This window comes from Sporanaerobacter sp. PP17-6a, assembly GCF_900095615.1.
Classification (GTDB): domain Bacteria; phylum Bacillota; class Clostridia; order Tissierellales; family Acidilutibacteraceae; genus Acidilutibacter; species Acidilutibacter cellobiosedens.
Genome location: NZ_FMIF01000037.1, coordinates 20,688 through 46,575, shown reverse-complemented (window position 1 = coordinate 46,575; position 25,888 = coordinate 20,688). Strand labels below are relative to the sequence as shown.

At 31.5% G+C, this 25,888-nt stretch carries 28 protein-coding genes, 2 tRNA genes and 1 other annotated feature; of the genes, 26 read left to right on the top strand and 4 right to left on the bottom strand.

The window, feature by feature from the left end:
* Positions 1-4: 4 nt before the first annotated feature.
* From PP176A_RS13785 to hpt, 3 genes are all read left to right on the top strand, one after another.
* Positions 5-646 (top strand): hypothetical protein, encoded by a 642-nt coding sequence (locus tag PP176A_RS13785; protein ID WP_071141049.1) that lies wholly within the window; start codon positions 5-7, stop codon positions 644-646.
* 165 nt (positions 647-811) lie between these two features.
* Positions 812-1,477 (top strand): single-stranded DNA-binding protein, encoded by a 666-nt coding sequence (locus PP176A_RS13780; protein ID WP_071141048.1) that lies wholly within the window; start codon positions 812-814, stop codon positions 1,475-1,477.
* A 199-nt stretch (positions 1,478-1,676) separates the two neighbouring features.
* Complete coding sequence (gene hpt, locus PP176A_RS13775) at positions 1,677-2,210, top strand: hypoxanthine phosphoribosyltransferase (protein WP_071141047.1); 534 nt, start codon at positions 1,677-1,679, stop codon at positions 2,208-2,210.
* Positions 2,211-2,252: 42 nt separating this feature from the next.
* On the opposite strand, the gene dapD is transcribed toward hpt, so the two are convergent.
* From dapD to asd, 4 genes are read right to left on the bottom strand one after another with little or no spacing between them, the layout of a single operon-like run.
* A complete protein-coding gene (gene dapD / locus PP176A_RS13770; RefSeq protein WP_071141046.1) occupies positions 2,253-2,972 on the bottom strand; it encodes a 2,3,4,5-tetrahydropyridine-2,6-dicarboxylate N-acetyltransferase in 720 nt (239 codons plus the stop codon).
* A 3-nt stretch (positions 2,973-2,975) separates the two neighbouring features.
* Positions 2,976-3,752: a 4-hydroxy-tetrahydrodipicolinate reductase gene (gene dapB / locus PP176A_RS13765; protein ID WP_071141045.1), complete on the bottom strand. Its 777-nt coding sequence runs from the start codon at positions 3,750-3,752 to the stop codon at positions 2,976-2,978.
* A gap of 12 nt (positions 3,753-3,764) precedes the next feature.
* On the bottom strand, positions 3,765-4,640 hold the full coding sequence (dapA, locus tag PP176A_RS13760) for a 4-hydroxy-tetrahydrodipicolinate synthase (protein ID WP_071141044.1): 876 nt from the start codon (positions 4,638-4,640) through the stop codon (positions 3,765-3,767).
* Positions 4,641-4,651: 11 nt separating this feature from the next.
* Positions 4,652-5,647 carry an aspartate-semialdehyde dehydrogenase gene (asd, locus tag PP176A_RS13755; RefSeq protein ID WP_071141043.1) on the bottom strand — a complete coding sequence of 332 codons (996 nt, stop codon included), beginning with the start codon at positions 5,645-5,647 and terminating at the stop codon, positions 4,652-4,654.
* Between the two features lie 142 nt (positions 5,648-5,789).
* On the opposite strand from asd, the gene PP176A_RS13750 reads away from it, so the two are divergent.
* The 23 genes from PP176A_RS13750 to thrS all read left to right on the top strand — a co-directional run bounded on the left by PP176A_RS13750 (position 5,790) and on the right by thrS (position 25,833).
* Positions 5,790-6,701 carry a type II CAAX endopeptidase family protein gene (locus PP176A_RS13750; RefSeq protein ID WP_071141042.1) on the top strand — a complete coding sequence of 304 codons (912 nt, stop codon included), beginning with the start codon at positions 5,790-5,792 and terminating at the stop codon, positions 6,699-6,701.
* Positions 6,702-6,747: 46 nt separating this feature from the next.
* A complete protein-coding gene (locus PP176A_RS13745; protein WP_071141041.1) occupies positions 6,748-6,957 on the top strand; it encodes a small, acid-soluble spore protein, alpha/beta type in 210 nt (69 codons plus the stop codon).
* A 37-nt stretch (positions 6,958-6,994) separates the two neighbouring features.
* Positions 6,995-7,741 carry an SIR2 family NAD-dependent protein deacylase gene (locus tag PP176A_RS13740; RefSeq protein ID WP_071141040.1) on the top strand — a complete coding sequence of 249 codons (747 nt, stop codon included), beginning with the start codon at positions 6,995-6,997 and terminating at the stop codon, positions 7,739-7,741.
* Between the two features lie 8 nt (positions 7,742-7,749).
* Entirely contained in the window at positions 7,750-8,484 is a 735-nt protein-coding gene (locus PP176A_RS13735) for a class I SAM-dependent DNA methyltransferase (protein WP_071141039.1), read from the top strand.
* Between the two features lie 147 nt (positions 8,485-8,631).
* Positions 8,632-8,832 (top strand): cold-shock protein, encoded by a 201-nt coding sequence (locus PP176A_RS13730; protein WP_071141038.1) that lies wholly within the window; start codon positions 8,632-8,634, stop codon positions 8,830-8,832.
* Between the two features lie 101 nt (positions 8,833-8,933).
* A complete protein-coding gene (hslO, locus tag PP176A_RS13725) occupies positions 8,934-9,806 on the top strand; it encodes an Hsp33 family molecular chaperone HslO (protein ID WP_071141037.1) in 873 nt (290 codons plus the stop codon).
* Between the two features lie 41 nt (positions 9,807-9,847).
* Positions 9,848-9,923: transfer RNA gene (locus tag PP176A_RS13720), tRNA-Phe, on the top strand.
* 6 nt (positions 9,924-9,929) lie between these two features.
* A tRNA-Gly gene (locus PP176A_RS13715) sits at positions 9,930-10,001 on the top strand.
* A 137-nt stretch (positions 10,002-10,138) separates the two neighbouring features.
* On the top strand, positions 10,139-10,627 hold the full coding sequence (locus PP176A_RS13710; protein ID WP_071141036.1) for an AAA family ATPase: 489 nt from the start codon (positions 10,139-10,141) through the stop codon (positions 10,625-10,627).
* A gap of 274 nt (positions 10,628-10,901) precedes the next feature.
* Positions 10,902-11,468, top strand: a complete 567-nt coding sequence (locus tag PP176A_RS13705; RefSeq protein WP_071141035.1) for a histidine phosphatase family protein — start codon at positions 10,902-10,904, stop codon at positions 11,466-11,468.
* A gap of 348 nt (positions 11,469-11,816) precedes the next feature.
* Positions 11,817-12,548 carry a response regulator transcription factor gene (locus PP176A_RS13700; RefSeq protein ID WP_441296107.1) on the top strand — a complete coding sequence of 244 codons (732 nt, stop codon included), beginning with the start codon at positions 11,817-11,819 and terminating at the stop codon, positions 12,546-12,548.
* Between the two features lie 2 nt (positions 12,549-12,550).
* The gene (locus PP176A_RS13695; RefSeq protein ID WP_071141033.1) at positions 12,551-13,480 is read left to right on the top strand and encodes a sensor histidine kinase; all 930 of its coding nucleotides are present in this window, start codon (positions 12,551-12,553) and stop codon (positions 13,478-13,480) included.
* A gap of 119 nt (positions 13,481-13,599) precedes the next feature.
* Complete coding sequence (locus tag PP176A_RS13690; protein WP_083381974.1) at positions 13,600-14,523, top strand: ABC transporter ATP-binding protein; 924 nt, start codon at positions 13,600-13,602, stop codon at positions 14,521-14,523.
* Positions 14,516-15,250 carry an ABC transporter permease gene (locus PP176A_RS13685; RefSeq protein ID WP_071141031.1) on the top strand — a complete coding sequence of 245 codons (735 nt, stop codon included), beginning with the start codon at positions 14,516-14,518 and terminating at the stop codon, positions 15,248-15,250. Before PP176A_RS13690 ends, PP176A_RS13685 begins: the two co-directional genes overlap by 8 nt.
* 67 nt (positions 15,251-15,317) lie before the next feature.
* Positions 15,318-16,052 (top strand): ABC transporter permease, encoded by a 735-nt coding sequence (locus PP176A_RS13680; protein ID WP_071141030.1) that lies wholly within the window; start codon positions 15,318-15,320, stop codon positions 16,050-16,052.
* Between the two features lie 277 nt (positions 16,053-16,329).
* Positions 16,330-16,932, top strand: a complete 603-nt coding sequence (locus PP176A_RS15940) for an MGDG synthase family glycosyltransferase (RefSeq protein ID WP_083381973.1) — start codon at positions 16,330-16,332, stop codon at positions 16,930-16,932.
* Entirely contained in the window at positions 16,905-17,450 is a 546-nt protein-coding gene (locus tag PP176A_RS15935; RefSeq protein WP_083381972.1) for a glycosyltransferase, read from the top strand. The genes PP176A_RS15940 and PP176A_RS15935 overlap by 28 nt, the downstream gene beginning before the upstream one ends.
* Before the next feature lie 30 nt (positions 17,451-17,480).
* Positions 17,481-18,143: an HAD family hydrolase gene (locus PP176A_RS13670; protein WP_200796166.1), complete on the top strand. Its 663-nt coding sequence runs from the start codon at positions 17,481-17,483 to the stop codon at positions 18,141-18,143.
* Between the two features lie 151 nt (positions 18,144-18,294).
* Positions 18,295-19,029 (top strand): DUF6873 family GME fold protein, encoded by a 735-nt coding sequence (locus PP176A_RS13665; protein ID WP_071141028.1) that lies wholly within the window; start codon positions 18,295-18,297, stop codon positions 19,027-19,029.
* Between the two features lie 78 nt (positions 19,030-19,107).
* Complete coding sequence (gene ytxC / locus PP176A_RS13660) at positions 19,108-19,965, top strand: putative sporulation protein YtxC (protein WP_071141027.1); 858 nt, start codon at positions 19,108-19,110, stop codon at positions 19,963-19,965.
* A 93-nt stretch (positions 19,966-20,058) separates the two neighbouring features.
* Complete coding sequence (gene hisS / locus PP176A_RS13655; RefSeq protein ID WP_071141026.1) at positions 20,059-21,390, top strand: histidine--tRNA ligase; 1,332 nt, start codon at positions 20,059-20,061, stop codon at positions 21,388-21,390.
* 333 nt (positions 21,391-21,723) lie between these two features.
* Positions 21,724-23,502 (top strand): ABC transporter ATP-binding protein, encoded by a 1,779-nt coding sequence (locus tag PP176A_RS13650; RefSeq protein WP_071141025.1) that lies wholly within the window; start codon positions 21,724-21,726, stop codon positions 23,500-23,502.
* Positions 23,503-23,659: 157 nt separating this feature from the next.
* Positions 23,660-23,865: a binding site (T-box leader), on the top strand.
* Positions 23,866-23,922: 57 nt separating this feature from the next.
* The gene (thrS, locus tag PP176A_RS13645) at positions 23,923-25,833 is read left to right on the top strand and encodes a threonine--tRNA ligase (RefSeq protein WP_083381971.1); all 1,911 of its coding nucleotides are present in this window, start codon (positions 23,923-23,925) and stop codon (positions 25,831-25,833) included.
* Positions 25,834-25,888 lie beyond the last annotated feature (55 nt).

Below are 25,888 nucleotides of genomic sequence, written 5' to 3'. Positions count from 1 at the left end.
AAACATGGGATTACAAAAGATAAGTTTTATTGGGGTTTTAGGGAATGAGGAAGATAATGCCGTTTTTTATTTAATTGAGGAAATATTTTTTAACGGAGGTTATCATATTATCTATGAGAACGATGATGGAAAGATATTGTTTTTAAAATCTAAGGAGGATATACAAATCGGATTAATGAATATAACTTCCGAGACATTGGAAGCAATTAATAATTTACATTTAAAATTTGATTTGATTGTTCACACTAATTTAAGCGGAAAATGGGCAGAGAATAAATATTTAAAAGAATTCTTTTCGAATATTTCCAATATAGTTATTTTTAACAGTGATGATAATAACAGCATCGAATTACTTAAAGGAAATAATAAGGCTGTGATTATAACTTATGGTCTCAATAATAAATCCACTATTACTGCTTCCAGCTTAAATATTGATAATATGGTTCAATTTAATTATTGTATTCAAAGAAAAATAATAAATTTTTTTGGGACAGTTATTGATGGATTGGAGTTTCCCGCAAAGTTGAATTTTATTGAAGAAAATAGTGTATATAATGGAATGGCCTCCATTTCTACGGGAATATATTATGGTATCCCTATAGAAACAATCAAAAAAGCTATAGAAAAAGTCAAAGAAGTACATTGAAAACAATTAATTGAAATTTTCGTCTGAGTTGTTAAGAAGGATTTTTAAGTTATATGTCAAATATAGAAATTATAAAAATTTTATTTTAGTAATCATATTGTATGTTTTAAATGAATAAATATAGATTGTACTAAAAACATAAGAATAAGGGGGAATTGGGGAAATATGGTGGATAAGGTTATTGAAACAAATATAGTCAAGGTAATAGGGAAAGTTAAAACTGAAATGAAATTTAGTCACGAAATGTATGGAGAAGGTTTTTACTCTTTTGAGTTGGAAGTGCCGAGATTGAGTGATTTTGCTGATGTACTGCCAATCACTATTTCCGAAAGGCTTTTTGTAAACATGGATTTTTCGGTTGGCACTTATGTTGTCATTGATGGTCAGCTTAGATCATACAATCGCTACATAAATAATTCCAACAAGCTTATGTTGACAATTTTTGCAAGGGATATTTATATTCCGCAAGAGGATGAAATGGAAGAATTAATGAAAAAGCCCAACGAGATATTTATTGACGGATATATATGCAAACAGCCGGTGTACAGAACAACTCCTTTTGGAAGAGAAATATCCGACCTATTGATCGCTGTTAACAGGCCTTATAATAAGTCTGACTATATTCCTTGCATTTCCTGGGGAAGGAATGCAAGGTTTTGTGAAAAGCTTCTTATAGGGGATCATATTAAGGTATGGGGAAGAATTCAAAGCAGAAATTATCAGAAAAAACTTTCTAATGGAGAAGCGGAAGTAAAAGTTGCTTATGAAGTATCCGTCTCTAAGTTGGAGTATGTAAAAGATGATAATAATAGAACAAAGGATTACGATTAAAGAAAAATTGATTTATAATATAAGGAGAAAAACAAAAGATTAGAGGTGGTCAAATGCATTGGGACGTTACAAAATATGTAATTCTTTTTATAATTGCAATCAGCATACAATATACTTTGAATAAAATATTATATGAACTTAAAGAAATAAAGAAAAATTTAATAAAAAAAATGTAGTTTAATGGAAGGAGGGAAATATCTTGAAAAAGAACGAAAGAAAAAAGATCTTATTTACGGATGAAGAAATTCAACGTAGAAATAGGGAACTGGGAGATATTATTTCTAATGATTATATGGGAAAGGACTTAGTAATTATTTCTTTATTGAGAGGAAGTTTTATATTTACGTCTGACTTGGTCAGAAATATAAAAATTCCCGTTGAGATTGACTTTATGACTACTTCCAGTTATGGAAATGAGAAGGAATCTACAGGAAATGTTGAAATTATTTCTCGTATCAGATCCGATATAAAGGAAAGAGACGTATTGGTAGTTGATGACATAATGGATACAGGACTGACCATGAAGTATGTTATAGATTATTTAAAAGGTCATTCTCCAAATTCCATAAAAACCTGTGTTTTTTTAAATAAACCCAGTAGAAGAAAAATAGATTTAAAGCCTGATTATATTGGCTTTGATATACCGGATATATTTATAGTGGGCTATGGCCTTAATTATGGGAATTATTACAGAAATATGCCTTATATTTTTACATTTGAGGAAGACAATTAATCAGAATAAAATATGCCTTGCAGAAAACCTGCAAGGCATATTTTATTCTCTTATTTCCTTTACTATAGCAGTTTTATTTTTTGTTTTATTGTCTTTTTCCTTTATAAATTTAGCAGGTATCCCCGCAACAACACTGTTTGGAGGGACATCCATTGTAACAACAGAACCTGCCGCAACAACAGAACCTTTTCCTACTCTGACGCCTTCCAAGACAACAGCATTTGCTCCAATTAAAACTTCATCTTCGATTATAACAGGAGTCTTATTGGGAGGTTCCAACAATCCTGCAATTACAGCTCCGGCACCCACATGAACATTTTTACCGATCTGAGCTCTGGAGCCTATCACCGTGTTCATGTCTATCATAGTATAATCGCCAATTACAGCTCCTATATTTATTACGGCTCCCATCATTATTACGGCCTTGTTTCCTATATGAACCATGTCTCTGATTATAGCTCCCGGTTCAATTCTTGCATTGATATCTTTTATATCCAATAGTGGAATTGCTGAATTCCTTTGATTATTTTCAATGTAATATTCGTAAATATTACTACCGTTCTTTTCAAGGAGATCTTTAAAGTCTGCCCATTCTCCGATTAATATTGTGAGATCGTTATTTCCAAAATGTTTAAATTTGGATAAATCCATATTATCTATATTACCTCTGACATACGCCTTTATCGGAGTAGTTTTTTGTGAGTTTTTCAAATATTGGGCTATCTTATAGGGATCATCCAAGAAATCTTTATCATTAGTCATTAATTAATTCTCCCTTCCTGTAAAGTTTTTAAGCATATCATCCATAGTATAAAATCCTGCGCTTTTTTTATATATGAATTTGGCAGCTTTAATAGCCCCTTGAGCAAAAACTATTTTAGATAATGCTCGATGCTTTATTTCCACTTCTTCATCCTCTCCAAGGAATAAAACTGAATGTTCTCCTACTATTGTTCCCCCTCGGATGGAATGAATTCCAATTTCATTTTTTTGTCGTTTCTCTGCTCTTTCATGTCTGTTAAAAACATATTTCTTAGGCTCATTAAATGATTTATTTATTTCGTTAGCGATCATATAAGCTGTGCCGCTTGGAGAATCAATTTTTTTGTTATGGTGCATTTCCACTATCTCTATATCAAAACTGTCACCTAAAAAAGAAGCAGCTTTTTTTGCAAGAGACAAGAGCAAATTTATTCCCAAAGACATATTTGCAGAATAAAATATGGGAATCTTTTTTGCGGCTTCCTTTATATTTTTAAAATTTTCATCAGACAATCCTGTGGTTCCAATAACTAACGGAACGTTATTTATCAAGCCGAATTTTAAAAGAGAATCTAAACTTGAAGGGTGAGAAAAATCTATAACCATATCTACAGCATCTTTAAATTTAAAAATATCATCATATAATTTAAAATCTGAAAAACATTCTCTGCAGTGTTTGCTTATTCCACCGACAAGTTCCATTTCATTATCCTTAGTTATTTCATTAGAAAGCACAGTACCCATTTTGCCTGAATACCCATTTATAAGGGTTTTAATCATTTTATTTACCTCCTATATCTTTAATCCATAGGATTTCATTTCAGCCATAAGAATTTTTTTGTTCGATTCTACCATAGAAGTGAGAGGAAGTCTTAAAGGACCTACATCCATTCCCAGTAAATTCATAGCTTCCTTTATAGGAATTGGATTTGTCTCAATGAATAAAGCGTCAATTAAAGGTTTCATATTTAATTGAAGGTCTTTAGCTTTTTTGAGATTGCCGTTAAGATAAGAGGACACCATATCATGAGTATCTCTCGGAAGGATATTTGCAACAACGGAGATCACGCCTAATCCTCCTAAGGATAGAAGAGGTACAACCATATCATCATTTCCCGAATAGATACAAAAATTATTTTTGCACAGCCTTGCTATTTCAGCTACTTGAGCGATATTTCCGCTGGCTTCTTTTACTCCTCTTATATTTGGATGCTCTGAAAGCTCGGCTAAAGTCTTCGGCAAAATATTAAGGCCTGTTCTGCTGGGGACATTGTATATTATTATTGGAATATTTACTTCCTGTGCAATAGCTAAATAGTGTTCTTTCAGCCCTTTTTGAGTAGTTTTATTATAGTAAGGGGTTACGATAAGTAATCCGTCGGCTCCAACTTTTTGAGCATATTTACTTAATTCGATACAGTGAGCCGTATTGTTGGAACCGGTTCCTGCGATAACGGGAATTCTTTTATTTATTTTTTCAACAGTAAATTTTATGAGTTCTTTTTTTTCTTCATCTGAAAGAGTTGCAGATTCTCCTGTAGTACCGCATACAATTATGGCATCTGTTTTTTCTTTAACATGCCATTCAAGTAACTCTTCAAATTTGTCATAGTTTATTTTTCCATCTTTAAATGGTGTAATAATTGCTACTCCTGAACCTTTAAACATAAATTTCCCCCCTAAAATTGATTTTTAATTAAAAGCTCTGCAATCTGAACCGTATTTGTGGCAGCTCCTTTTCTTATATTATCTGCTACAATCCATAAGTTAACCCCTGATTTTACACTGAAATCCCTTCTTATTCTTCCAACATAAACCTCATCGGTACCTTCTGCAATTATAGGCATAGGATATATATTTTCTTTAGGATTATCCATTAATATGATTCCTTTTGCCTTTCTTAAAACATTGACTAATTCTTCTAATTCAAAGTCCTTATCAAATTCTACATTGGCAGAAACCGAATGGCTGTACATTACAGGTACTCTTACAGTAGTAGCGGTAATATTTAAATCATTTCTATGAAGTATTTTTCTCGTTTCATAAATCATCTTCAGTTCTTCCTTTGTATAACCTGTATCAGTAAATTCATCAATATGAGGAAGACAATTAAAAGCAATGGGATAAGGATATTTTTTAGGCGGAATATTTTTTAATCCATTCTCTAAATCCTTTACCCCACCTACTCCTGAACCCGAAACTGCTTGATAAGTTGAAAATATAATTCTTTTTATATGATAAGCATCATCTAAAGGTTTTAACGGAACCACAGATTGAATTGTTGAACAATTTGGATTTGATATAATATAATCATGTTTCAATACATCCTCAGGATTTACTTCGGGGACTACTAAAGGAACATCATCATATAGTCTCCAAGTGCTGCTATTATCAATTACTACTATCTTTTTACTTTTTGCTATAGGTGCAAATTTTTTGCTTATTTCTCCTCCCGCAGAAAATAGTGCTATATCTATAGGTTTGTTAAAAGAATCTTCATTTAATTCTTCTACAACATATTCTTTTGATCTAAATAATATTTTTTCTCCCTTTGACTTACTTGAAGCAAATAAATATAAGTGGTCAATGGGAAATTTTTTTTCTTCCAATATCTTCAAAAATGTTCTTCCTACCATGCCTGTTGCACCGACTATTCCTATATTATAATTTTTCATAAACTCACCTCTATATTTTGGTTATTTATACTATTATATTATAATATATTATATTGATTTATGTGATATAAGTAAATAGGAATTGATAAAAGTGAAAAAAAAAGATACAATTTAAAAGAAAGAATTTTATGGAGGTAAGAATATGAATGCTAATAGCAAACCAAGAATATACCAAGTAAATGTTTTTTATCTTTTAGTAGCTTTTCTCCTTATCTTTGCAGGTTCATATGTACAAAAAAGAGAAATCTATTCGGGACTTGTAATTACTGAGTTTTTATTAATACTACTTCCTACGGTCTTATTTTTATTGATTAAAAAATCTAATTTTAAAAAGGTATTAAGGCTTAATAAATTATCTCTTAAACAGATATTATTTATACCGTTAATAGTTATTTTTTCTTATCCTGTAGGAACTTTTTTAAATTACATAGTAGTTGCTATTTTGAGTAGATTTGGAGAAATAAATACAGCTGCTGTGCCACTTCCAGATAATATCAGACAGTTGATCATTAGCTTTTTTATTATTGCGCTTTCTCCGGGAATATGTGAAGAAGTAATGTTTCGAGGAGTTATGATGTCATCTTATGAAAGATTTGGGAAGGCAAAGGCAATATTAATTTCAGCATTGTTATTTGGATTGTTTCATTTTAATATTCAAAATTTTTTAGGACCGGTATTTTTGGGAATAATTTTCGGTATTATTGTAAATAAAACGAATTCTATTTATTCTTCAATTATTGCCCATACTACTAATAATACTATTGCATTATTAATCGGGTACTTTTTTTCTGATGGCACTAAAAACATTGGAGAAGAATCTTTAAGTGCTTTAAAGGGTTATAATTTGGTAATTCCAGGAGTTACTTTAGGAATAGCGGCTCTTTTAATGGGATTGATAGCTTTAAGATTTATAAGAGCATTACCTGAGGAAAATGAGGATTTGTATTTAGGAGAATTGTTTACTAACAGCAGAGTAAGAGTTATTGAGTGGTTACCACTTATTGTAGTTTTAATATTTTTTGTAATATTTAATTATAAGATTGTGTTTTTTTAGGATATTTTTCTTTTTCCCTGCCATACTAAAAGTAGGAGGGGTGATAATGAATAAAAAGAAAGATGAAAATAAGGAAAACCATGTAATAGATGAAGAAAAGCTAAAGTATGAAATAGCCAAGGAGTTGGGACTTATTGAAAAGATAAACAGAGTCGGCTGGGCAGGACTTACGGCAAAGGAATCGGGGAAAATAGGCGGAATTATTACAGCTATGAAAAAACAGAAGAAAAACAAATCTGACCTTGAATCAAAATGATTTTTTGATTAAAATAGTATTAAAGGGGGCATTTTGTATGGTAGAAAAATACTATATTGAAAAAGCCATTAAATTAATAAAAGAATCAAGAAAGACTTTTGTTTTGACAGGAGCAGGGGTATCTACTGAAAGTGGAATTCCAGATTTCAGAAGCCCTCAAACGGGACTTTGGGAAAAAGTAGACCCAATGGAAGCTTTGTCTACTACCGTGTTATATAATAATCCAAGGAAGTTTTATAAAGAAGGATTTAAAATGTTATTAGGAATGACCGGTGCAGAACCTAATAAAGCTCACTTAGCGTTGGCAGAAATGGAGAGAAAAGGATATATAAAAGGAATAGTAACCCAAAACATTGATAATCTCCACCAGAAGGCAGGTTCAAAATATGTATTGGAAGTTCACGGAAATACAAGAGAGGGAAGCTGTTTAAACTGTAAAAATAAAGTGAAATTAGATGTAATTAATAACAAGGTAAATAAAGGAGAAATTCCTCCCAGATGTGATGCATGCGGAGGAATACTAAGACCTGACGTAGTATTTTTTGGAGATATGCTTCCTGAGGATTTTAGCATTGCTCAGGAAGAGGTAGGTACTTCGGATTTGCTCATTGTGGTTGGTTCAAGTCTTGTAGTTTCTCCTGTAAATTATCTTCCTCAATTGGTTAAAAAATTGATTATAATAAATATAGGTTCTACGCCTTTTGATAGAAGAGCCGATCTTTGTATTCAAGGGAAAGCAGGAGAAGTTTTGGATGAGATATTAAAGGGTTTGGACAAGGAGTAATGGGCTAAATGTATAATAAGTTTGCACAGTATTATGATGAATTAATGGATGATGTGGAATATGAAAAATGGTATCTATATATTGAAGAAATTTTAAAAAAGGAAAATGTCAATGGGGAAGATGTATTGGAGATGGCCTGTGGAACAGGGAATATGACCAAATATTTTGTGAAGAAGGGGTATAAGGTTATTTCTTTTGATTCCTCAGAGGACATGCTTTCCATTGTATATAATAAGTTGCATAAATATTCCAATCTAAAAATTTTAAATCAAAATATGATTGATTTTAATATTAATAAAAAATTTGATATAGTTATCTGTGTATGTGATGGAATAAATTATATTTTGGATGAAAATGATCTGCAGAGAATTTTTATATCCGTAAATTCTCATTTAAAAAGTGGAGGAGTTTTTATATTTGATATTAATTCTTTCTATAAGTTAAAAGAGATTGTCGGAAATAATATTTTTGTGGAAGACAGAAAGGATATATATTATATATGGCAGAATTATTTCGATGAAAAGTCAAATATAGCTCAATTTGATTTGACTTTTTTTGCGAAAGAAAAGGATAAATATATTAGATTTGATGAAGAACATTTTGAAAGAGCCTATTCTGTTTCAGAAATATCAAACCTTTTGAATAAGGCCGGTTTTGAGAAAGTTAAATGCTATGAGCATCCTACGTTTTCTTTTCCTGATGAGAAGAGCGAGAGAATTAATTTCGTTGCTGGGAAGATATAGTTTTATAGCAGTTCTAAACAGGAATATTTTAATCGACTTGAGGGAATATTATTTGACAAGGATGCATAATTATGATAGACTAATAAAAGTAGATGACGTACATAGCAGATTCATCTATTAATAGTTTATATTGGAGGAATGTTTTAAATGGTTAAAGGTACAGTTAAATGGTTTAATGCAACAAAGGGATACGGTTTCATATCCACTGAAGATGGAGAAGATGTATTTGTTCATTATTCAGCAATAACACAAGATGGTTTCAAGACATTAGAAGAAGGTCAAAAAGTTGAATTTGAAATAGTTCAAGGAGAAAAAGGCCCTCAAGCTACAAATGTTACAAAACTATAAGAAAAAAAACTAAAATTTATATATAGTTTTTAACCGTAGCCAATTTTTAGCCCCTCATGTAAATAAGGGGCTTTAATTATGTGTATAAGGAGAAAAATAAAATGGATTATATGATAAGAGGAATTGATAAAAAAGGTCTTATTCGATTTTTTGTTGCAGTAACTACAGATACGGTTGAAAAGGCAAGAGAAATTCATAATACCACTCCTGTCGTTTCTGCCGCTTTAGGAAGAACTTTGACTGCATGCAGCATTATGGGGGTAATGATGAAGGGAGAAGGAGAAAGCATTTCTCTTCAAATAAGAGGAGACGGACCTATTGGAAATATAGTATCTGTAGCTAATCCAAAGGGAGATGTAAAAGGATACGTAAAAAATCCGGATATTGATTTGCCTCTTAAAGCCAACGGAAAACTTAATGTGGGAGGGGCAGTAGGGAAAAACGGGAGAATAACCGTTGTTAAAGATTTGGGACTTAAAGATCCTTATATAGGACAATCTAATTTAGTGTCAGGAGAAATAGCCGAGGATGTTGCCAATTATTTTTTCTATTCTGAACAACAGCCTTCTGCAGTTAATCTGGGAGTAATGATAGATAGGGATATGACGGTAAAGGCTTCCGGAGGATATATAGTGCAGCCTCTTCCCGATGCGGATGAAGATGACATCAGTAGATTGGAAGAAAATATAAAGAGATCAGAGCCCGTATCTTCCCTTGTGAACAGAGGCCTTACTCCTGAGGAAATAGCTGAAACGGTTTTTAAAGGCTTTGAATTGGAGATACTTGAAAGTATCAAGGTTGAATATAAATGTGATTGTAGTAGAGAAAAAATAGAAAGCGCATTGCTAAGTTTGGATGAGAAAGAAATAGAGAGTATGATTGAAGAAGATAACGGGGCGGAAGTAGTATGTTATTTTTGTAACTCAAAATATAATTTTTCAAAAGAGGATTTGGAAACCCTAATTAACTCTTGACACCAAAATGAATTTCATATATATTATATGATATAACTGTTGCCCAGATAGCTCAGTAGGTAGAGCAGAGGACTGAAAATCCTCGTGTCGGTGGTTCGATTCCGCCTTTGGGCACCATATAATGCGGGAGTGGCTCAGTGGTAGAGCATCGCCTTGCCAAGGCGAGGGTCGCGAGTTCGAATCTCGTCTTCCGCTCTAAAAAGACATAGCTTCCCACTAAGAGGAAGCTATGTCTTTTTGGTAAAAAACAATATGATACTATGGATTCAAAGGTGATTGTATCGTGCGAACAGAAATTTGTTTGAATAAAAATAGTAAGGATAGAGATTACTATGAAAATACTTATATTTGGTATTGTTGCAAGTGGAAAAACAACTTTAGCAAGAAAATTATCGAAAGAATTAAGCATCCCCTATTATGAGGGAGATTGTATTGCCTGGGGATTTCCAAATGAAAAGAGATATAAACGTTCTAATGAAGAACAAAAAGAAATCATTGATAAGATAAATGAAAATGGCGCATGGATTGTAGAGGGAACTTACAGAGAAAGTCAAAAAGTCTTGTATGATTTAGCAGATAAGATTATCTTTTTAGATACACCTTTATATATTAGAAAATACAGAATAATTTCTAGATTTATCAAACAAAAAGTCGGATACGAAAAAAGCAACTATAAACCGACCTATGACATGCTAAAACATATGTTTATATGGACAAATGATTTTGAGAAAAATCGTAATGTTCACGAAGATAGGCTCATGGATTATGAAAATAAGCTTCTTTGGATAAAGTCCGTAAATGAACTAAAGGGAAAACTGTAAACTCAAATATATCGTGAGATTATAAGAATAATCTCTCCTGCATCTATTAAAAGCATCATAAACAATGGTGATGTTTTGAAGATTGAACAAAAATACTGGGTATTTCTTATGTAAACACATGGGGTTTCAGTGTATGGATGGTTATCATACTATTAATTAACCATTGCTTAGACATTGATACATCAGGAGGAATTGAAAGCTAACTGGCAACTTTTATTAAACGGTGAAGGATTTTTTAAGATTGAACCATTAAGATAGACACGGAGGTTATTTTATGACAGAAATATATTTTATCAGGCATGCGGAATCTGATAATTCCGTCTATGATGATTATAGCCGTCCCTTAACAGAAAAGGGAATGAGAGATCGGATTTTAGTCACTAAATTTTTGAACTCTAAAAGAATAGATGCTGTATTTTCAAGTCCGTATAAAAGGGCAATTGATACTGTGAAGGACTTCGCAGGAAAGAATCACTTGAAAATTCAATTTATAGATGAGTTTAAGGAAAGACACGTAGGCAGATGGGTAGATAACTTTACGGATTTTTCTAAAAAACAGTGGAATGATTTTCATTATAAATTGAATGAAGGCGAATCATTACAAGAAGTACAGAGCAGAAATATAAATGCTTTAAAGCGTATATTGACTGATTATGAAGGCAAGAATATTGTAATTGGTACTCATGGAACTGCCTTAAGTACAATTATAAATTATTACGACTCATCTTTCGGTTATAATGAGTTTAATAATATTATAAAATTAATGCCTTGGATTGTGAGATTCACTTTTGATGGTAAATTTTGCAAAGAAATAGAAAAGATCAATGTCTTTGTATATTAAGAGCATATGTTAATAAAACCACATCCTTGCTCTATCTTCAATATCTGATTTTTTTAAATTTACTTTATAATTGAGAAGATATATGAATAATGAAGTGATAAATACCGCTTTTTGCCACAAGAAGCCTATTACGTTAGTGTAAAATTACAGCAGGGAAATAGAATATATTTCCATATATAGTTGAAAAGAAGATATCATCCTATTAAAATATAAGTTGAAACACCAATAAATTAAGAAAGGATGATATCTATATATTTTTTCCCTACAGTAACTTGACTCTATCGTTTTATTACCCATGCTTGAATATTTTATTTTTTAAAAATATAATATTTGTAAAAGAGACAGATAATGGTTTGTACGAAACTTAAGAGATGGGTGGAGATAATGAACAAAAAAATTTTAATTATTGATGATGATAAAGAGTTATGCCGATTATTAAAAAAGTGTATGGAAAATGAAGGTTTGTCTGTTCAAATTGCCTATACCGGACCAGAAGGGTTAAAGCTTGAAGTGAATAATTACCATATTATTGTTTTAGATATCATGCTGCCTGAAATGAATGGATTTGATGTATTGACCGAAATTCGTAAAAGAAGTTCTGTTCCTGTATTGATGCTGACTGCAAAGGATAGCGAAGTGGATAAAGTATCAGGTCTTAGGTTAGGTGCTGATGACTATCTGACTAAGCCTTTCAGTATCAATGAATTTATGGCAAGAGTACAGTCCCTTATTCGCCGTTATACTATCTTAAATAATCGCAGTTATCCTGAAGAAAAATGTTTATACTTTAAAGGGCTTACAATTAACCCTAAAAGCAGAACGGTAATGGTAGATAAAAATATAGTTGGGTTAACAGGAAAAGAATTTGACCTATTGTATTTTTTAGCTTCCCACAAAGGACAGGTTTTTACGAAAAAACAGATTTATAATCAAGTCTGGAGTAATGATTACTCTTTTGATGACAGCAATATTATGGCTTATATAAGTAAGCTCAGAAAAAAGGTTGAAAGGAATGCAGATATGCCTATTTATATCCAAACCGTGTGGGGAGTAGGCTATCGTTTTAATCAAGAGGTATGACAATGAATATAACAAGTATTTTGACTATATTGGTCTTTGTTCTTGGAATATCTGTTTTTATCATGGCAAATTATATAGTAAACATAAAAAAGAGCTTATCTAAGATGATAATAGTTTTAAATGATATAAAAAAGGGAAATCGAAATAGAAAAGTTCTTATAAGTGATAATAATTCCGCATCAGATATCGGATATAAAATAAATGAAATATTGGATGATTATAGATCAAAAATTATCGAACTTGAAGAAGGAGAGGAAACTTATAAACGAATGCTTACAGGTTTTTCTCATGATGTCAGAACTCCCCTTACTTCTTTAGTCGGGTATTTGGATGCTATTCATAATAAAGTAGTCCATGGAAAGGAAAAAGATGATTATCTGGAAATTGCTCGAGATAAAGCATATAATCTAAAGGATTTTGTGGAACTGTTATTTGAATGGTTTAAACTTGATGCTAAAGAAATGGCATTTCACTTTGAAGATGTTGATATTAATGAACTAACGAGGAGTGCATTAACAGATTGGGTACCCATATTTGACGAAAGGGGAATTAAATTTTATATAGACATTCAAGATAAGGAATTTATTGTTTCAGCAGATGTTAATGCATATATGCGAATTATTAATAATATTATTCAAAATGCGGTATTACATAGCAGGTGCAGTAAGGTAAATATTGAAGTCTTACAAAAAGACGATGAGGCTGTTATCATGATTTCCGATAACGGAAAGGGAATAGCTCGGAAGGATTTGCCTCATGTGTTTGATCGGCTCTATAAATGTGATGAATCGCGTTCTGCTGGAGGAAATGGGTTAGGACTTGCCATTGTAAAAGAACTTGTTGAGATTCATCATGGAAGGATTGAAGTGGAAAGTATTTTAAATGAGGGAACGACCTTTACCATTACTATACCGATAAGAAAAGCTTTGTGAGAAATTACAAAGCTTTTTTAAATTAATTAAAAAACAAGAGAAAAACAAGATTTTTGCAAAGTTCTAGCAAGATTTATTTTTTATAATAGAATTATCAACTAAGCATGGAGGTTATTAAAGTGAAAAATTTAATAATAGAGACAAAAAAACTTAATAAGAAATATGGAAAACAAATTGTAGTAAACAATGTTGATCTTCATATTGAACAGGGAGAAATTTACGGATTACTTGGAAGAAACGGGGCTGGGAAAACTACTATAATGAAAATGATCTTAGGCCTTGTTTCCATTACATCCGGAGAAATCAATGTGTTTGGGCAGAAACTAAAAGGTAATGAACAGCAGATTTATCCGCGAATAGGAGCTATTATTGAGACCCCGGGATTTTATCCGAATCTTACCGGAACTGAGAATCTTAGAATTTTTGCCAAATTAAGAGGAATGACAAGAAAAGATTGCATCAAGCATGCATTGGATTTAGTGGGGCTCTCCTATAATGACAAAAAACTTTTTTCTGAATATTCTCTCGGTATGAAACAACGTCTCGGCATTGCCAATGCTGTTATGCATGAACCCGAACTTTTGATTCTGGACGAGCCGACTAACGGGCTTGATCCCATAGGTATTGTTGAAATGCGGGAATTTATTAGAGATTTATGTAAAAAAAACGGTATTACCATTTTAATTTCAAGTCATATTTTGACTGAAATTGAACAACTCGCAGACACCATAGGTATTATAGACCACGGTATTTTATTAGAAGAAAGCAGTTATAAAGATTTACAGAAAAAGAATAGAAAATATATTCTTTTAAAAGTATCATCAACTTCAAATGCAATTAGAGTGTTAGAGCAAAAAATGGGGATTCATGACTATGAAGTGGAAAATGACACGATGTTAAGGATTTATGAAATAGACCGAAACATGGGCGAGATAAACAAGTTGCTTATAACAAATAATATTGAAGTCCTTAGTTCACAATTTTGCAGCGATACATTAGAGGATTATTTTAAGAATATTACAGGTGGTGAAGGTATTGTTTAAATTAATTCAGGTAGAATTCATGAAACTGAAACGAAAAAAATTTATAATTTTGATATTGATCTCTGCTTTCACTATGCCGCTTATTTCGGCACTTTATTATTTAGGTGGTGGCCCTATCCGTAATTTCAGCGGTTTTTCCATATGGGGAGCACTTTCGTATACCGAATGGATTATTTTGCCGTTCATATTGGGAATAGTGAGTACGATGATTTTATTTGATGATAGACAAAACGATACCCTCAAACAAATTTGGATAGCTCCGGTGTCCAAATCAAAATATTTGTTTTCTAAATTGTTAATTTTAATTTTGTTTTCTGTTTTATATATGTTTTTAACTGCTGTTTCAACTATAGGAGGAGGAGTTTTGATTGGTTTTAAAGACATTAACAATATCACTTTAGGCTTTCTTTTTAAAAAATCAATGCAGATAGGAATATTGACTCCTCTTGCAATACTGCCAATAATCGTCTTGGAAATTGCGTCAAAGAATAATTATATTTTTCCCATTTGTGCAACCATTGTATATGTTTTTTTGGGTTTTATTTTAATTGGTTTTACAATGGAATACCATCCTCTTTCTATTGTAACAGCTATGATTATTCATGATATACCTACAGTAGAAACAAAGGAAGCCATTAATCTTAGAAATTGTTATATTAATTTTACTGCTTTTTCTGTTGTATCTTTTGTACTTTCTGTCATTTTACTAAAAAAACAGGACTATTAATATTTGTATAAGGGATAGTGGAATATCAATGTTACAACTATGATTTAAATATATTGGGAGGTTAACTATGAAATCATTGATTCAAACGGAATTTCTTAAATTCAAGCGTTCCAGAATTTTGTATATATCCATATTCGGAGTATTGATTATTTCTGCGACTGTTCTTTTGCAAGGCCAGCATATTTTTTATGGAGAAAAATATGCCGATAAATCCGGTTGGCTGATAACGGCGGCTCTTTCTCTGGGCAGTTTTTATATTCTGCCACCACTTTTTGCTTTAATAGGCAGTTACAGTATCAGCAGGGAATATCAGGGCGGAACTATGAAGGAGCTTGCAATTATCCCTGTAAGGGGTAAAGAACTGATAGTATCAAAACTGATTGTTTCATTTACTTTCTGTATTTTTTTAACATTACTATTATTTGTTTTGGAACTTTTTATGGAAGTTGTATTATATACCAATAAATTAACGATTTTAGAGATGATAAGATATTTAAAGCAATATTTCCTTCAGGGGATCGCTTTGTTTTCTGCAATTACTCCACTTATTGCCATAGTTACTATTTTTCGAAAAGGTTACTGGCTTTCTGTTATATTTGCAATGATTTATTCGTTTGCCGGAGTCTTTACATCTCAGTCCCAAATGTTTAAATCAATCTATCCTATTTCGGCTTCATTTTGTTTTTCCGGTTTTTATGATGTATCAGGTATGCAATTTATGATTGCTTGTATTAGCTTAATTGTTTCACTTCTTATTGCAGGAATTATTTTAAGATCTGCAAGAGTTTATAGAATGGAATAAAATTATAAAGGTTTTAATTTAATAGGTAGTTAGTTAGGATATTTTTGAATAAAAATTAATTATGATGAATAGGAAAGTTATAATTTACCTTAATGTTAACTTAACTTTAACCGGATTTCAAAAAAGGCCTCTTTAATATTGACAGAAGCCTTTTTTTCATTTTTTTATCTTAATATTTTCATAAATACTCTTTCACTAATTAAATATATATATTATAATGTTTGGTGAGTTTTACAATTAAATAAGTTATTTAAAATAGTAATATTTGGGAGGCATTATGGCTTTGAATATTCTAATAACAACTGCACCTTTCGGAAATGGTCATAAAATGGTAGCTATAGCTTTAAAAAATGCTTTCGTAAATAAGGGTTATAATAATGTCTTTATAGTTGATTTATTTACAGAAGCACATCCTGCAATAACAGAGGCCATAAAAAGAGCATACATAAGAAGTTACGATTTTGGAAAGGCATATTCCAGATTATATTACGGCTCGGAAAAATTTGCGGATAAAAGTATAATTGAACCGTACAGGAATTTTGGATATAAAAGATTAAGCGAAATAGCTATAAAATTCAAACCTAACGTAATAATAAATACTTTCCCAATGCTGACACCTCTTAAAATTAAAAATGAAGCAAATGAGAACATCCCTGTTTTTAATATTGTTACGGATTTTTATGTTCACAAACTATGGATCAGTGAAGGAATAGACAAGTTTTATATAGCTACAAATGAGCTCAGAGAAGATCTGAAAAAAATGAACATTTCGATGGAAAAAGTCATTGTATCCGGCATTCCAATAAGAAAAGAATTTGAAGAGACAAACAATATTTTAAAGGTCTACAGAAAATACAATTTCAAAAAGGGGGAAAAATAGTTTTAATAAATTCAGGAGCCTTTGGAGTTCTTAAGGATATCAAGAAAGTATGTGCGGAGTTATGTAAGAATAGAATGATTCAAGTGGCAGTAATATGTGGGAACAACAAAATGCAGAGAATGAGACTTGAGTCTTTGGGGTTAAGAAACCTGAAAGTTTTTGGTTTTGTTGAAAATATTGACGAACTTTATAAAATATCTTACTGTATGATTACAAAGTCAGGAGGCATAACTTTGAGTGAAGCACTGGCCGTACAGATTCCTTTGATTATCGTTAAGCCTGTTCCCGGGCAGGAAAAGGAAAACGCATTGTATTTTGAGAGAAAAGGTGCAGCCATAATTGCAAACAATTGGTATCAGATTGTGAAGAGTACCCTTGAACTTATTAATAATACTGACCTAATGAATACCATGAAAGAAAACATGGGAAAGATGTATATTAAATCGTCTTCAGAGAAAATTGTTGACGATGTAGTTGAAAGTATAAAAAGTAAAGAGATCATGCAAATATTAGGGTAGGTATAACAATGTAAAATGGACAAAGAGAGGATGATAAAAATAGAAAGTTTTGATACGGTAATATTTGATATGGATGGAACAACTTTGAATACCATTGAAGACCTTTCCGACAGTGTAAATTTTATATTGACTAAATATGGATATCCCAATAGGACATTGGAAGAAATAAAAAGCTTTGTTGGAAACGGAGTTGCGAATCTTATTGAGCGTTCTATACCAGATGGACGCAACAATCCCAATTTTGAGAATTGCCTCAGTGAGTATAAAGATTATTATAGAGATAATATGCAAAATAAGACTGCACCTTATGATGGAATAATAGAACTTTTAAAGGAACTGCGCAAGAAAAACTATAAACTTGCGATAGTGTCTAATAAATTTGATAAAGCTGCTAAGGAACTTAATACTAAATATTTTGGCGGTTGCATTGATGTTGCAATTGGTGAGTCGGGAAATATAAAAAAGAAACCCGCCCCTGACGGCGTTTTTGAAGCATTGAAGGAGTTGAATTCAACTCCGAAGAAAGCAGTATACGTAGGAGATTCGGAAGTAGATGTAAAAACAGCTCAAAATGCCGGCTTAATTTGTATAGGGGTTACATGGGGATTTAGAGACAGAAAAGTATTGGAAAAAATGGGAGCGGATTTTATTATTGATAAACCGGAAGAACTGTTTAATATATTAAAAGGTTAAGCGTAATTCACTTTAAAAAATAGCTTATGCTGTTACTTATAAGATTAACAGTTTAAGTTATTTTTTATTTTTTCACATTTGTTTAAAAATGTTGTATAATAGATAGAAATCTTTTCTATATAAAACAAATGAAAACAACGGAGAAAAATTAATGAATAATCCTTTTATACCTTTAAAAAAAGCTAAATTGGTTATTATAGACGGAAGAATAGACAAGGATTCATTTAAGAAATTGGAAGAAATGGGTTTAAAAGTTATTCCAACAATATGTTGTAAAGAAATTCATCCTTCTGTTGCTTTTCATCCTGATATGGTTATTCATCCGGTTAATCCTGAAACTTTAGTGATTGCTCCAAATGTTTTTGAATATTATGAGAAGGTTTTATATGGAATGGGTATTAAATTAATTAAAGGAGAAAAGTGGTTGAATATAAAATATCCTAATGACATAGCATACAATGTATTAAGAATTTCCAAATATGCTTTACATAATTTTAAATATATTGATAAAAAGCTTCTATTTTATTTAAAAAAGGAAAAGTTGGAATTTATTAATATAAACCAAGGATATTCTAAATGTTCTACAGCAATAATTGATGAAAAAGCTATAATTACTTCAGATTATCCTATATATAAAAAAATGTCAGAATTAGGCATTGATTCTCTTTTAATTCGGCAAGGAGCCATTGAACTTTTGGGATTTAATTATGGTTTTATCGGAGGATGTTGCGGAAATATATCTAAGAATGAAATTATTTTTTATGGTAATGTATTTCGCCATCCTGATGGAGAAAAAATAATGAAATTTTTAAATAAATATAATAAAAATGTTTATTTTTTAACAGAAAAGAATTTGGTTGATATAGGTACAATAATTAGCTTATGATGCAAATATAGTTATCTTAAATATAGAATATAGGAAGTTTTAAAACACATAATATTATTACCGTGAAGGAGTGATAATATGGAATTATTAACCATAAGTTATGATAAAAATATGGATAAAGTCAGGGAATCCATATATAGTTATAAATATAAAGAAAAAATTAATATTGTAGAAGAAGAAAAAGGAAACAGATGTTTTTTCAAATTTTTAACAGATGAAAAAATTTCAGCCAGAAAAAAAATGAGTATATATGAGGAATTATCTCATGTAATACTGAATTTAATATTAGAAGTTTGTATTAAAGATATGTTTTTTAAAGAGATATTTAAAAATTGCAGTGATTTCAGCAGAAGTGAAAAGATTGAAATCGGAGAAATAGGTTATAAGGTATTAACAGAAAATGAAAATTTTAATAGTGAAAAAAACATGATTTTTAATGAAGTCCTTAATTATGTCAAATCCAATACGGAAATTGCCATTGACGGTTTTCTGATATTTAAATTAAGATGGATGAGTAATTTTCTCCAGGGATTAATAGAAAAAAGTAAGGACAGTTTTACGCAAGAAAAAGAATATAGAGAATTTATTAAGATATTACAATATTTTGTTGATATTCAAGAACCTAAAATGGAAATAATAAATGTATTGATTACAAAGGATGACTATAAACTATTCGATAAGGATAACAAGGTTGTTGATAACAATTTTTTCAGTGATATTATAGGCGAATTGAATAATGAAAATATAAGTAAAGATGATATTCTGATAAGCTCATTAATAGTTATCGCACCTAAAAAATTAATTCTTCATGTAGATGAGAAAGCAAAGAACAGGGAGATAGTTGAAATCATTAAAAATGTTTTTTCCGAAAGGATTTTATTCTGTACCGGCTGTAACCTATGCAGTATCAATTTTTCACTAAAAAAAGGAAAATAAATATTTAAATATATATTTATTACTTTTTATTAAAATTAAAGTATGTTATTATAAAATAATAGTGTATTAATTTTTATTGAGGGAGGAAATATTATGGATGTACAAATAATTAAACCTTCTATTCTTCCGGGATTTATGGAGCTTTTACCCGGAGATCAGATTTTATTTAATGACATGATGGACAGGATAAGAAATAATTATGAAAAATTCGGATTCCTTCCAATAGATACCCCTATAATTGAAAAATCGGAAGTCCTTTTGGCAAAAGGCGGAGGAGAAACTGAAAAACAGATATACAGATTTCAAAGAGGAGATAATGATCTTTCTTTGAGATTTGATTTGACCGTTCCCTTAGCGAGATATGTTGCCCAGCATTTTTCTGAAATCAGTTTTCCCTTTAGAAGATACCAGATAGGAAAAGTATACAGAGGAGAAAGAAACCAAAAGGGAAGATTCAGAGAATTTTACCAATGCGATATAGATATAATAGGAAATGAAAATTTAAGTATAATCAATGATGCAGAAATCCCAAGTGTTATTTATTCCACATTTAAAGAGTTGGGATTTGACGATTTTACTATAAAGATTAATAACAGAAGGGTATTGAGCGGATTTTTTCAATGGTTAAAAATCGAAGACAGCAAGGCGGTATTAAGAATTATTGATAAATTGGACAAAATCGGGATGTCAGGAGTCGGAGAGGAATTATCGGAATTAGGATTAAATGAAAACATCATAGAGAAGATAAAGAAGTTTATGAGTATTAAGGGTTCAAATGAGGAAATTCTCGATAATTTAAAATCTTTAAATATTGATAATGATATTTTCAAGTTAGGATTTGAGGAATTAAACTTTGTAGCAAAATACATAAAGGATTTTGGAGTTCCCGAAAAAAATTATGTTTTGGATTTAAGTATTGCAAGAGGGTTGGACTATTATACGGGAACGGTCTATGAAACTTTTTTAAATGATTATCCCAAACTTGGGTCCATATGTTCCGGCGGAAGATACGATAATCTTGCGGCTCACTATATAAAACGAAGTCTTCCTGGGGTTGGAATATCCATTGGACTCAGCAGATTATTTTCTCAGCTTATGGAAGAAAAAATAATTGAAAATAAGAAAAACTTTTTAACCAAAGTTTTGATCATTCCAATGGATGATTGCCTTAAAGAGGGCATAGAAGTTGCCACAATCTTAAGAAAGGAAAATATTTATACTCAGGTATATACTGAAGAAGGAAAAATCGGTAAAAAATTTAATTATGCCGACAAATTAAATATACCTTATGTAATAATCATTGGTTCCCAAGAGGTAGAGGATAAGGCAGTAACCATAAAAAACATCAACTCCGGAAATCAGGAAACTATGGAATTAAGCGAAGCTTTAAAGATATTAAAGAAATTAAAGAAATTAAAGAAATGAAAGGAGAAGGATTTTCATTAGATAGTATGTGAAATTTGTTTTTATAGTAAGAAAATAGAATATGTTTCCATATATAGTTGAAAAGAAGATATCATCCTATTAAATATATGTTGTCAAAACAAATAAATTAAAGAAAGGATGATATCTTTTTATGTATATAGTGTACAATTAGTCTTTGTTCTAAATATTTTTGAAACAAAATTTGAATTTTATAATAATATATCGAATTCAAATTTATATAATCTTGGATTCTTAATTGTCATATTTTCATGGTCATCCCCTCCAGTATACCGAAATTATAAAAGAACATAGAAAGGCGGGAGATTTTCTGATATGAAAAAAGCAATTCAAAACAACCTCTACATGTTGAGGTTTATGTGGAAATATTGTAAATCCAATGCAATATTGAGGTTGCTGTCAACGCTTACTGCTCCTGTTCAACCATTTATTTTTATAATTACCATGAAATTGGCGATTGATGGTATTTCCGAAAAACGGGATTTGAAATATCTTCTCACCATTATTCTTACTGCCTTTTTAGTGGGGGCGGTTTCTGCTATTTTTAATTCATGGGTTAATAGCAGCAGCGCAAAGGCGCAACCAAAAATATCAAAGGGTATTCAAGACGAATTACTGAAAAAGTCCTTAACATTAGACCTTGCATGTTATGACGATGCCGAGTATTATGATAAATATGTTAGGGCAATGCAAGAAGCTGAAAGCAGAGCTATTGAAGTTCTTGATTCCTTAGTAGAAATCCTTTCAAGTATTGTTGCGTTATTAATGATAGTGTCGCTTATTATTGCGTTAAATCCCATTGTTATTTTGATTTGCGTAGCGGTACTTGGGATAAATATATTTTTGAACGCAAAAAGAAATAAGATTGTCTTCAAACGAGATATGGAGATTACTCGTCCTCAAAGAGAAGGGGCATATTATAAGAAAATGTTTTATGAACCCCAGTATGCCCAAGAGTTACGATTAGGCAAACTGGGACGGCTAATGAATAAAAAATTTATTTCTTCAATGGACAGAGTTCTAACTGTTGTAGAAAAATATTGCGGAAGATTTGTTTTTTTTGATAGTGCCTTTAGTATTGTTGGGTTCGGTCTTATGTCTTCTGTAATGGCATTTGCCTCTTGGCAAATTACTAAAGGGAATTTGAGCATTGGCGATTTTGCAGCTTTGCTCAATGGTGCTCAACAATTATTAGAAAGATTATTTGCTTTGTTTGGTCAGTTTCCTCGATTGTTTCAAAATAGCATGTATATTGAAAATCTTCGAAAAATCCTTGATTACAGCCCAGTAATTGCATCTGACAATGGAGGCATTGAAATTGATAGATTACAAAATAATATAAAAATAAACGGGATTTCGTTTACTTATCCGGGGAAAGACAAGCCTGTATTAAAAAATATTAATATGGAAGTTCGTCAAGGGTCTAAGACAGCCATTGTTGGATATAATGGTGTTGGGAAATCGACTTTAGTAAAATTACTGCTTCGTTTTTACGATCCCGACAAGGGTAATATTAAGATTGATAATATTGACTATAGAGAAACTAATGTGGATTCACTTAGAAATAAATTCGGCGTGCTTTTCCAAAACTATAAATGTTATGCTTTAACCGTTGCAGAAAATGTACTCTTAGACGATTATATGGACAAGTCAGTTGAAGAAAAAGTTGTTTCATCTTTAAAATACAGCGGAATATATGAAAAGATTGCGGGATTGGAAAAAGGAATAAACACAAACTTATCACGTGAATTTGACAGTGACGGCGTGCCTTTGTCTGGTGGTGAAGAGCAAAAAATTGCTATTGCAAGGGCTTTTGTAGAGGATAAAGACATTCTGATTTTAGATGAACCGTCAAGCGCTCTTGATCCGTTAGCTGAATACGATATTAATCAGAAAATAATGTCACTTGCTGACAATAAAACTGTAATCTTTATTTCTCATAGATTATCCACAGTTCGGATGGCGGATATGATTTATATGATGGATAACGGGGAAATCATTGAGTCAGGAACGCACGATGAATTGATGAAGCGAGGAGGCAAATATTGTGAAATGTTTACAAAGCAAGCGGAGAAATATGTACTGGAATTTTGATTCCAACCCACCTTTTAACAAAATTAGCCACATGCTTAAGAATGATAATATTGATTTAGTAATTACAATTCAATTTTAGAAAGGGTCAGTCAATAAATTTTTAAAATTTATTGACAATATCAAAATATATTGATATAATTAGATATTAATATAACATTAAAAAACTACGAAGAGAAGAGTAGGTTAGTTTTTATTTCAGAGAGGGATTGTTGTGGCTGAAAGCAATCCTAATTAAGAATTAGCCGAATACCAGCTTGGAGTTGTATCTTAACCTTTAGGTGAAAGATGTCCGCTGATTACAGCGTTATGAAAAAATGAGAATTAATTAGGGTGGAACCACGTGAGTAGCCTCTCGTCCCTTAAGGTATTTATATCTTGAGGACGGGAGGCTTTTATATTTCAAATAAGGAGGAATAAAAGATGAGTAAAATTAAAATTATATTTCCGGACAATTCCGTCAGAGAATATGAAAAGGGAATTAAGATTTATGATATAGCAAAGGATATAAGCGAAGGACTTGCAAGAACAGCAGTAGGAGCAAAATTAAATGATAAAATTTTGGGACTTGGCGATTCTGCTGAAGAAGGCGGCAAAATAAAGATTTTAAAGTTTGACGATAAGGAGGGAAAGAAGATATTTTGGCATACCACTTCTCATATTATGGCTCAAGCGGTTAAAAGATTATTCCCTGATACGAAATTGGCTATAGGGCCTGCAATAGACGATGGATTTTATTATGATTTAGATACAGAGTACAGGTTTACTCCTGAGGATTTGAAAAAGATAGAGGAGGAAATGGCCCGTATAGTTAAAGAAGGTTATGAATTAAAAAGATTCGTACTTCCGAGAGAGGAAGCACTTCAATATTTTAAAGAAAAAGAAGAACCTTATAAGGTTGAATTAATCGAAGATCTGCCTGAAGATGCCGTAATATCTTTTTATAAACAGGGCGAATTTACGGATCTCTGTGCGGGGCCTCATTTATTAAATGTCAAAAGGGTAAAGGCAATCAAACTTTTAAGTATAGCCGGTGCTTACTGGCGGGGAAATGAAAACAATAAAATGCTTCAAAGAATATATGGAATAAGTTTCGAGAAGAAAAAGAATTTGGACGAATACTTGGTGCTGTTGGAAGAAGCTAAAAAGAGAGATCACAGAAAACTTGGAAAGGAATTGGGATTGTTCAGTATGCATGAAGAAGGGCCGGGATTTCCTTTCTTTCATCCCAAGGGAATGGTATTAAGAAATATTCTTGAAGAATTTTGGAGAGAAGAACATATAAAAAGAGGATACGGAGAAGTAAAAACTCCGATTATACTAAATGAGGAATTATGGCATAGGTCGGGACATTGGGATCATTATAAAGAAAATATGTATTTTACTAAAATAGATAATGAAGATTATGCTATAAAACCTATGAATTGTCCCGGAGCAATGCTTATATATAAGTCAAATATGTTCAGCTACAGAGACCTTCCCCTAAGATGGGCTGAGTTAGGCTTGGTTCATAGACATGAATTATCGGGAACTCTTCATGGACTCATGAGGGTCAGAAGCTTTACTCAGGATGATGCTCATTTATTCATGCTTCCAAGTCAGGTAAAAGAAGAATTAATAGGAGTAATTGATTTTGCCAGCTATATGTATAACATATTTGGATTTAAATACCATGTAGAACTTTCAACGAGACCGGAAAATTCCATGGGAACCGAAGAACAGTGGGAATTGGCAACTAACAATTTGATAGAAGCTCTGAAGGAAAAGAAAATAAATTATATAATTAATGAGGGAGACGGAGCTTTTTACGGGCCCAAAATAGATTTTCATCTTCAGGATGCAATAGGAAGAACTTGGCAGTGCGGAACTATTCAGTTGGATTTTCAAATGCCTGAAAGATTTGATTTAACTTATATAGATAAAGATAATGAAAAGAAAAGGCCTGTAATGATTCACAGAACTATATTTGGGAGTATTGAAAGATTTATAGGCATATTAATAGAACATTATGCAGGAAAATTTCCTTTATGGCTGTCTCCGGTTCAGGTTATCCTACTTCCCATATCGGATAAATTTAATGATTATGCTTATGAGTTGAAAAAGGAAATGATTGATAAGAACATAAGGGTTGATATAGATGACAGAGCAGAAAAAATAGGATATAAAATCAGAGAGGCTCAACTTCAAAAAGTTCCTTATATGTTGGTCTTAGGGGAAAAGGAAGTAGAGAACAATGATGTTTCCGTAAGAGCAAGAGAAGAAGGAGATTTAGGAAGAATGGGAATTGAAGATTTCATTGGAAAGGTAATTGAAGAAGTAAAAAATAAGAAATAGCATTAAGACAAAAAAATTCCGATAGTTGTTTATAAACAACTATCGGAATTTTTTT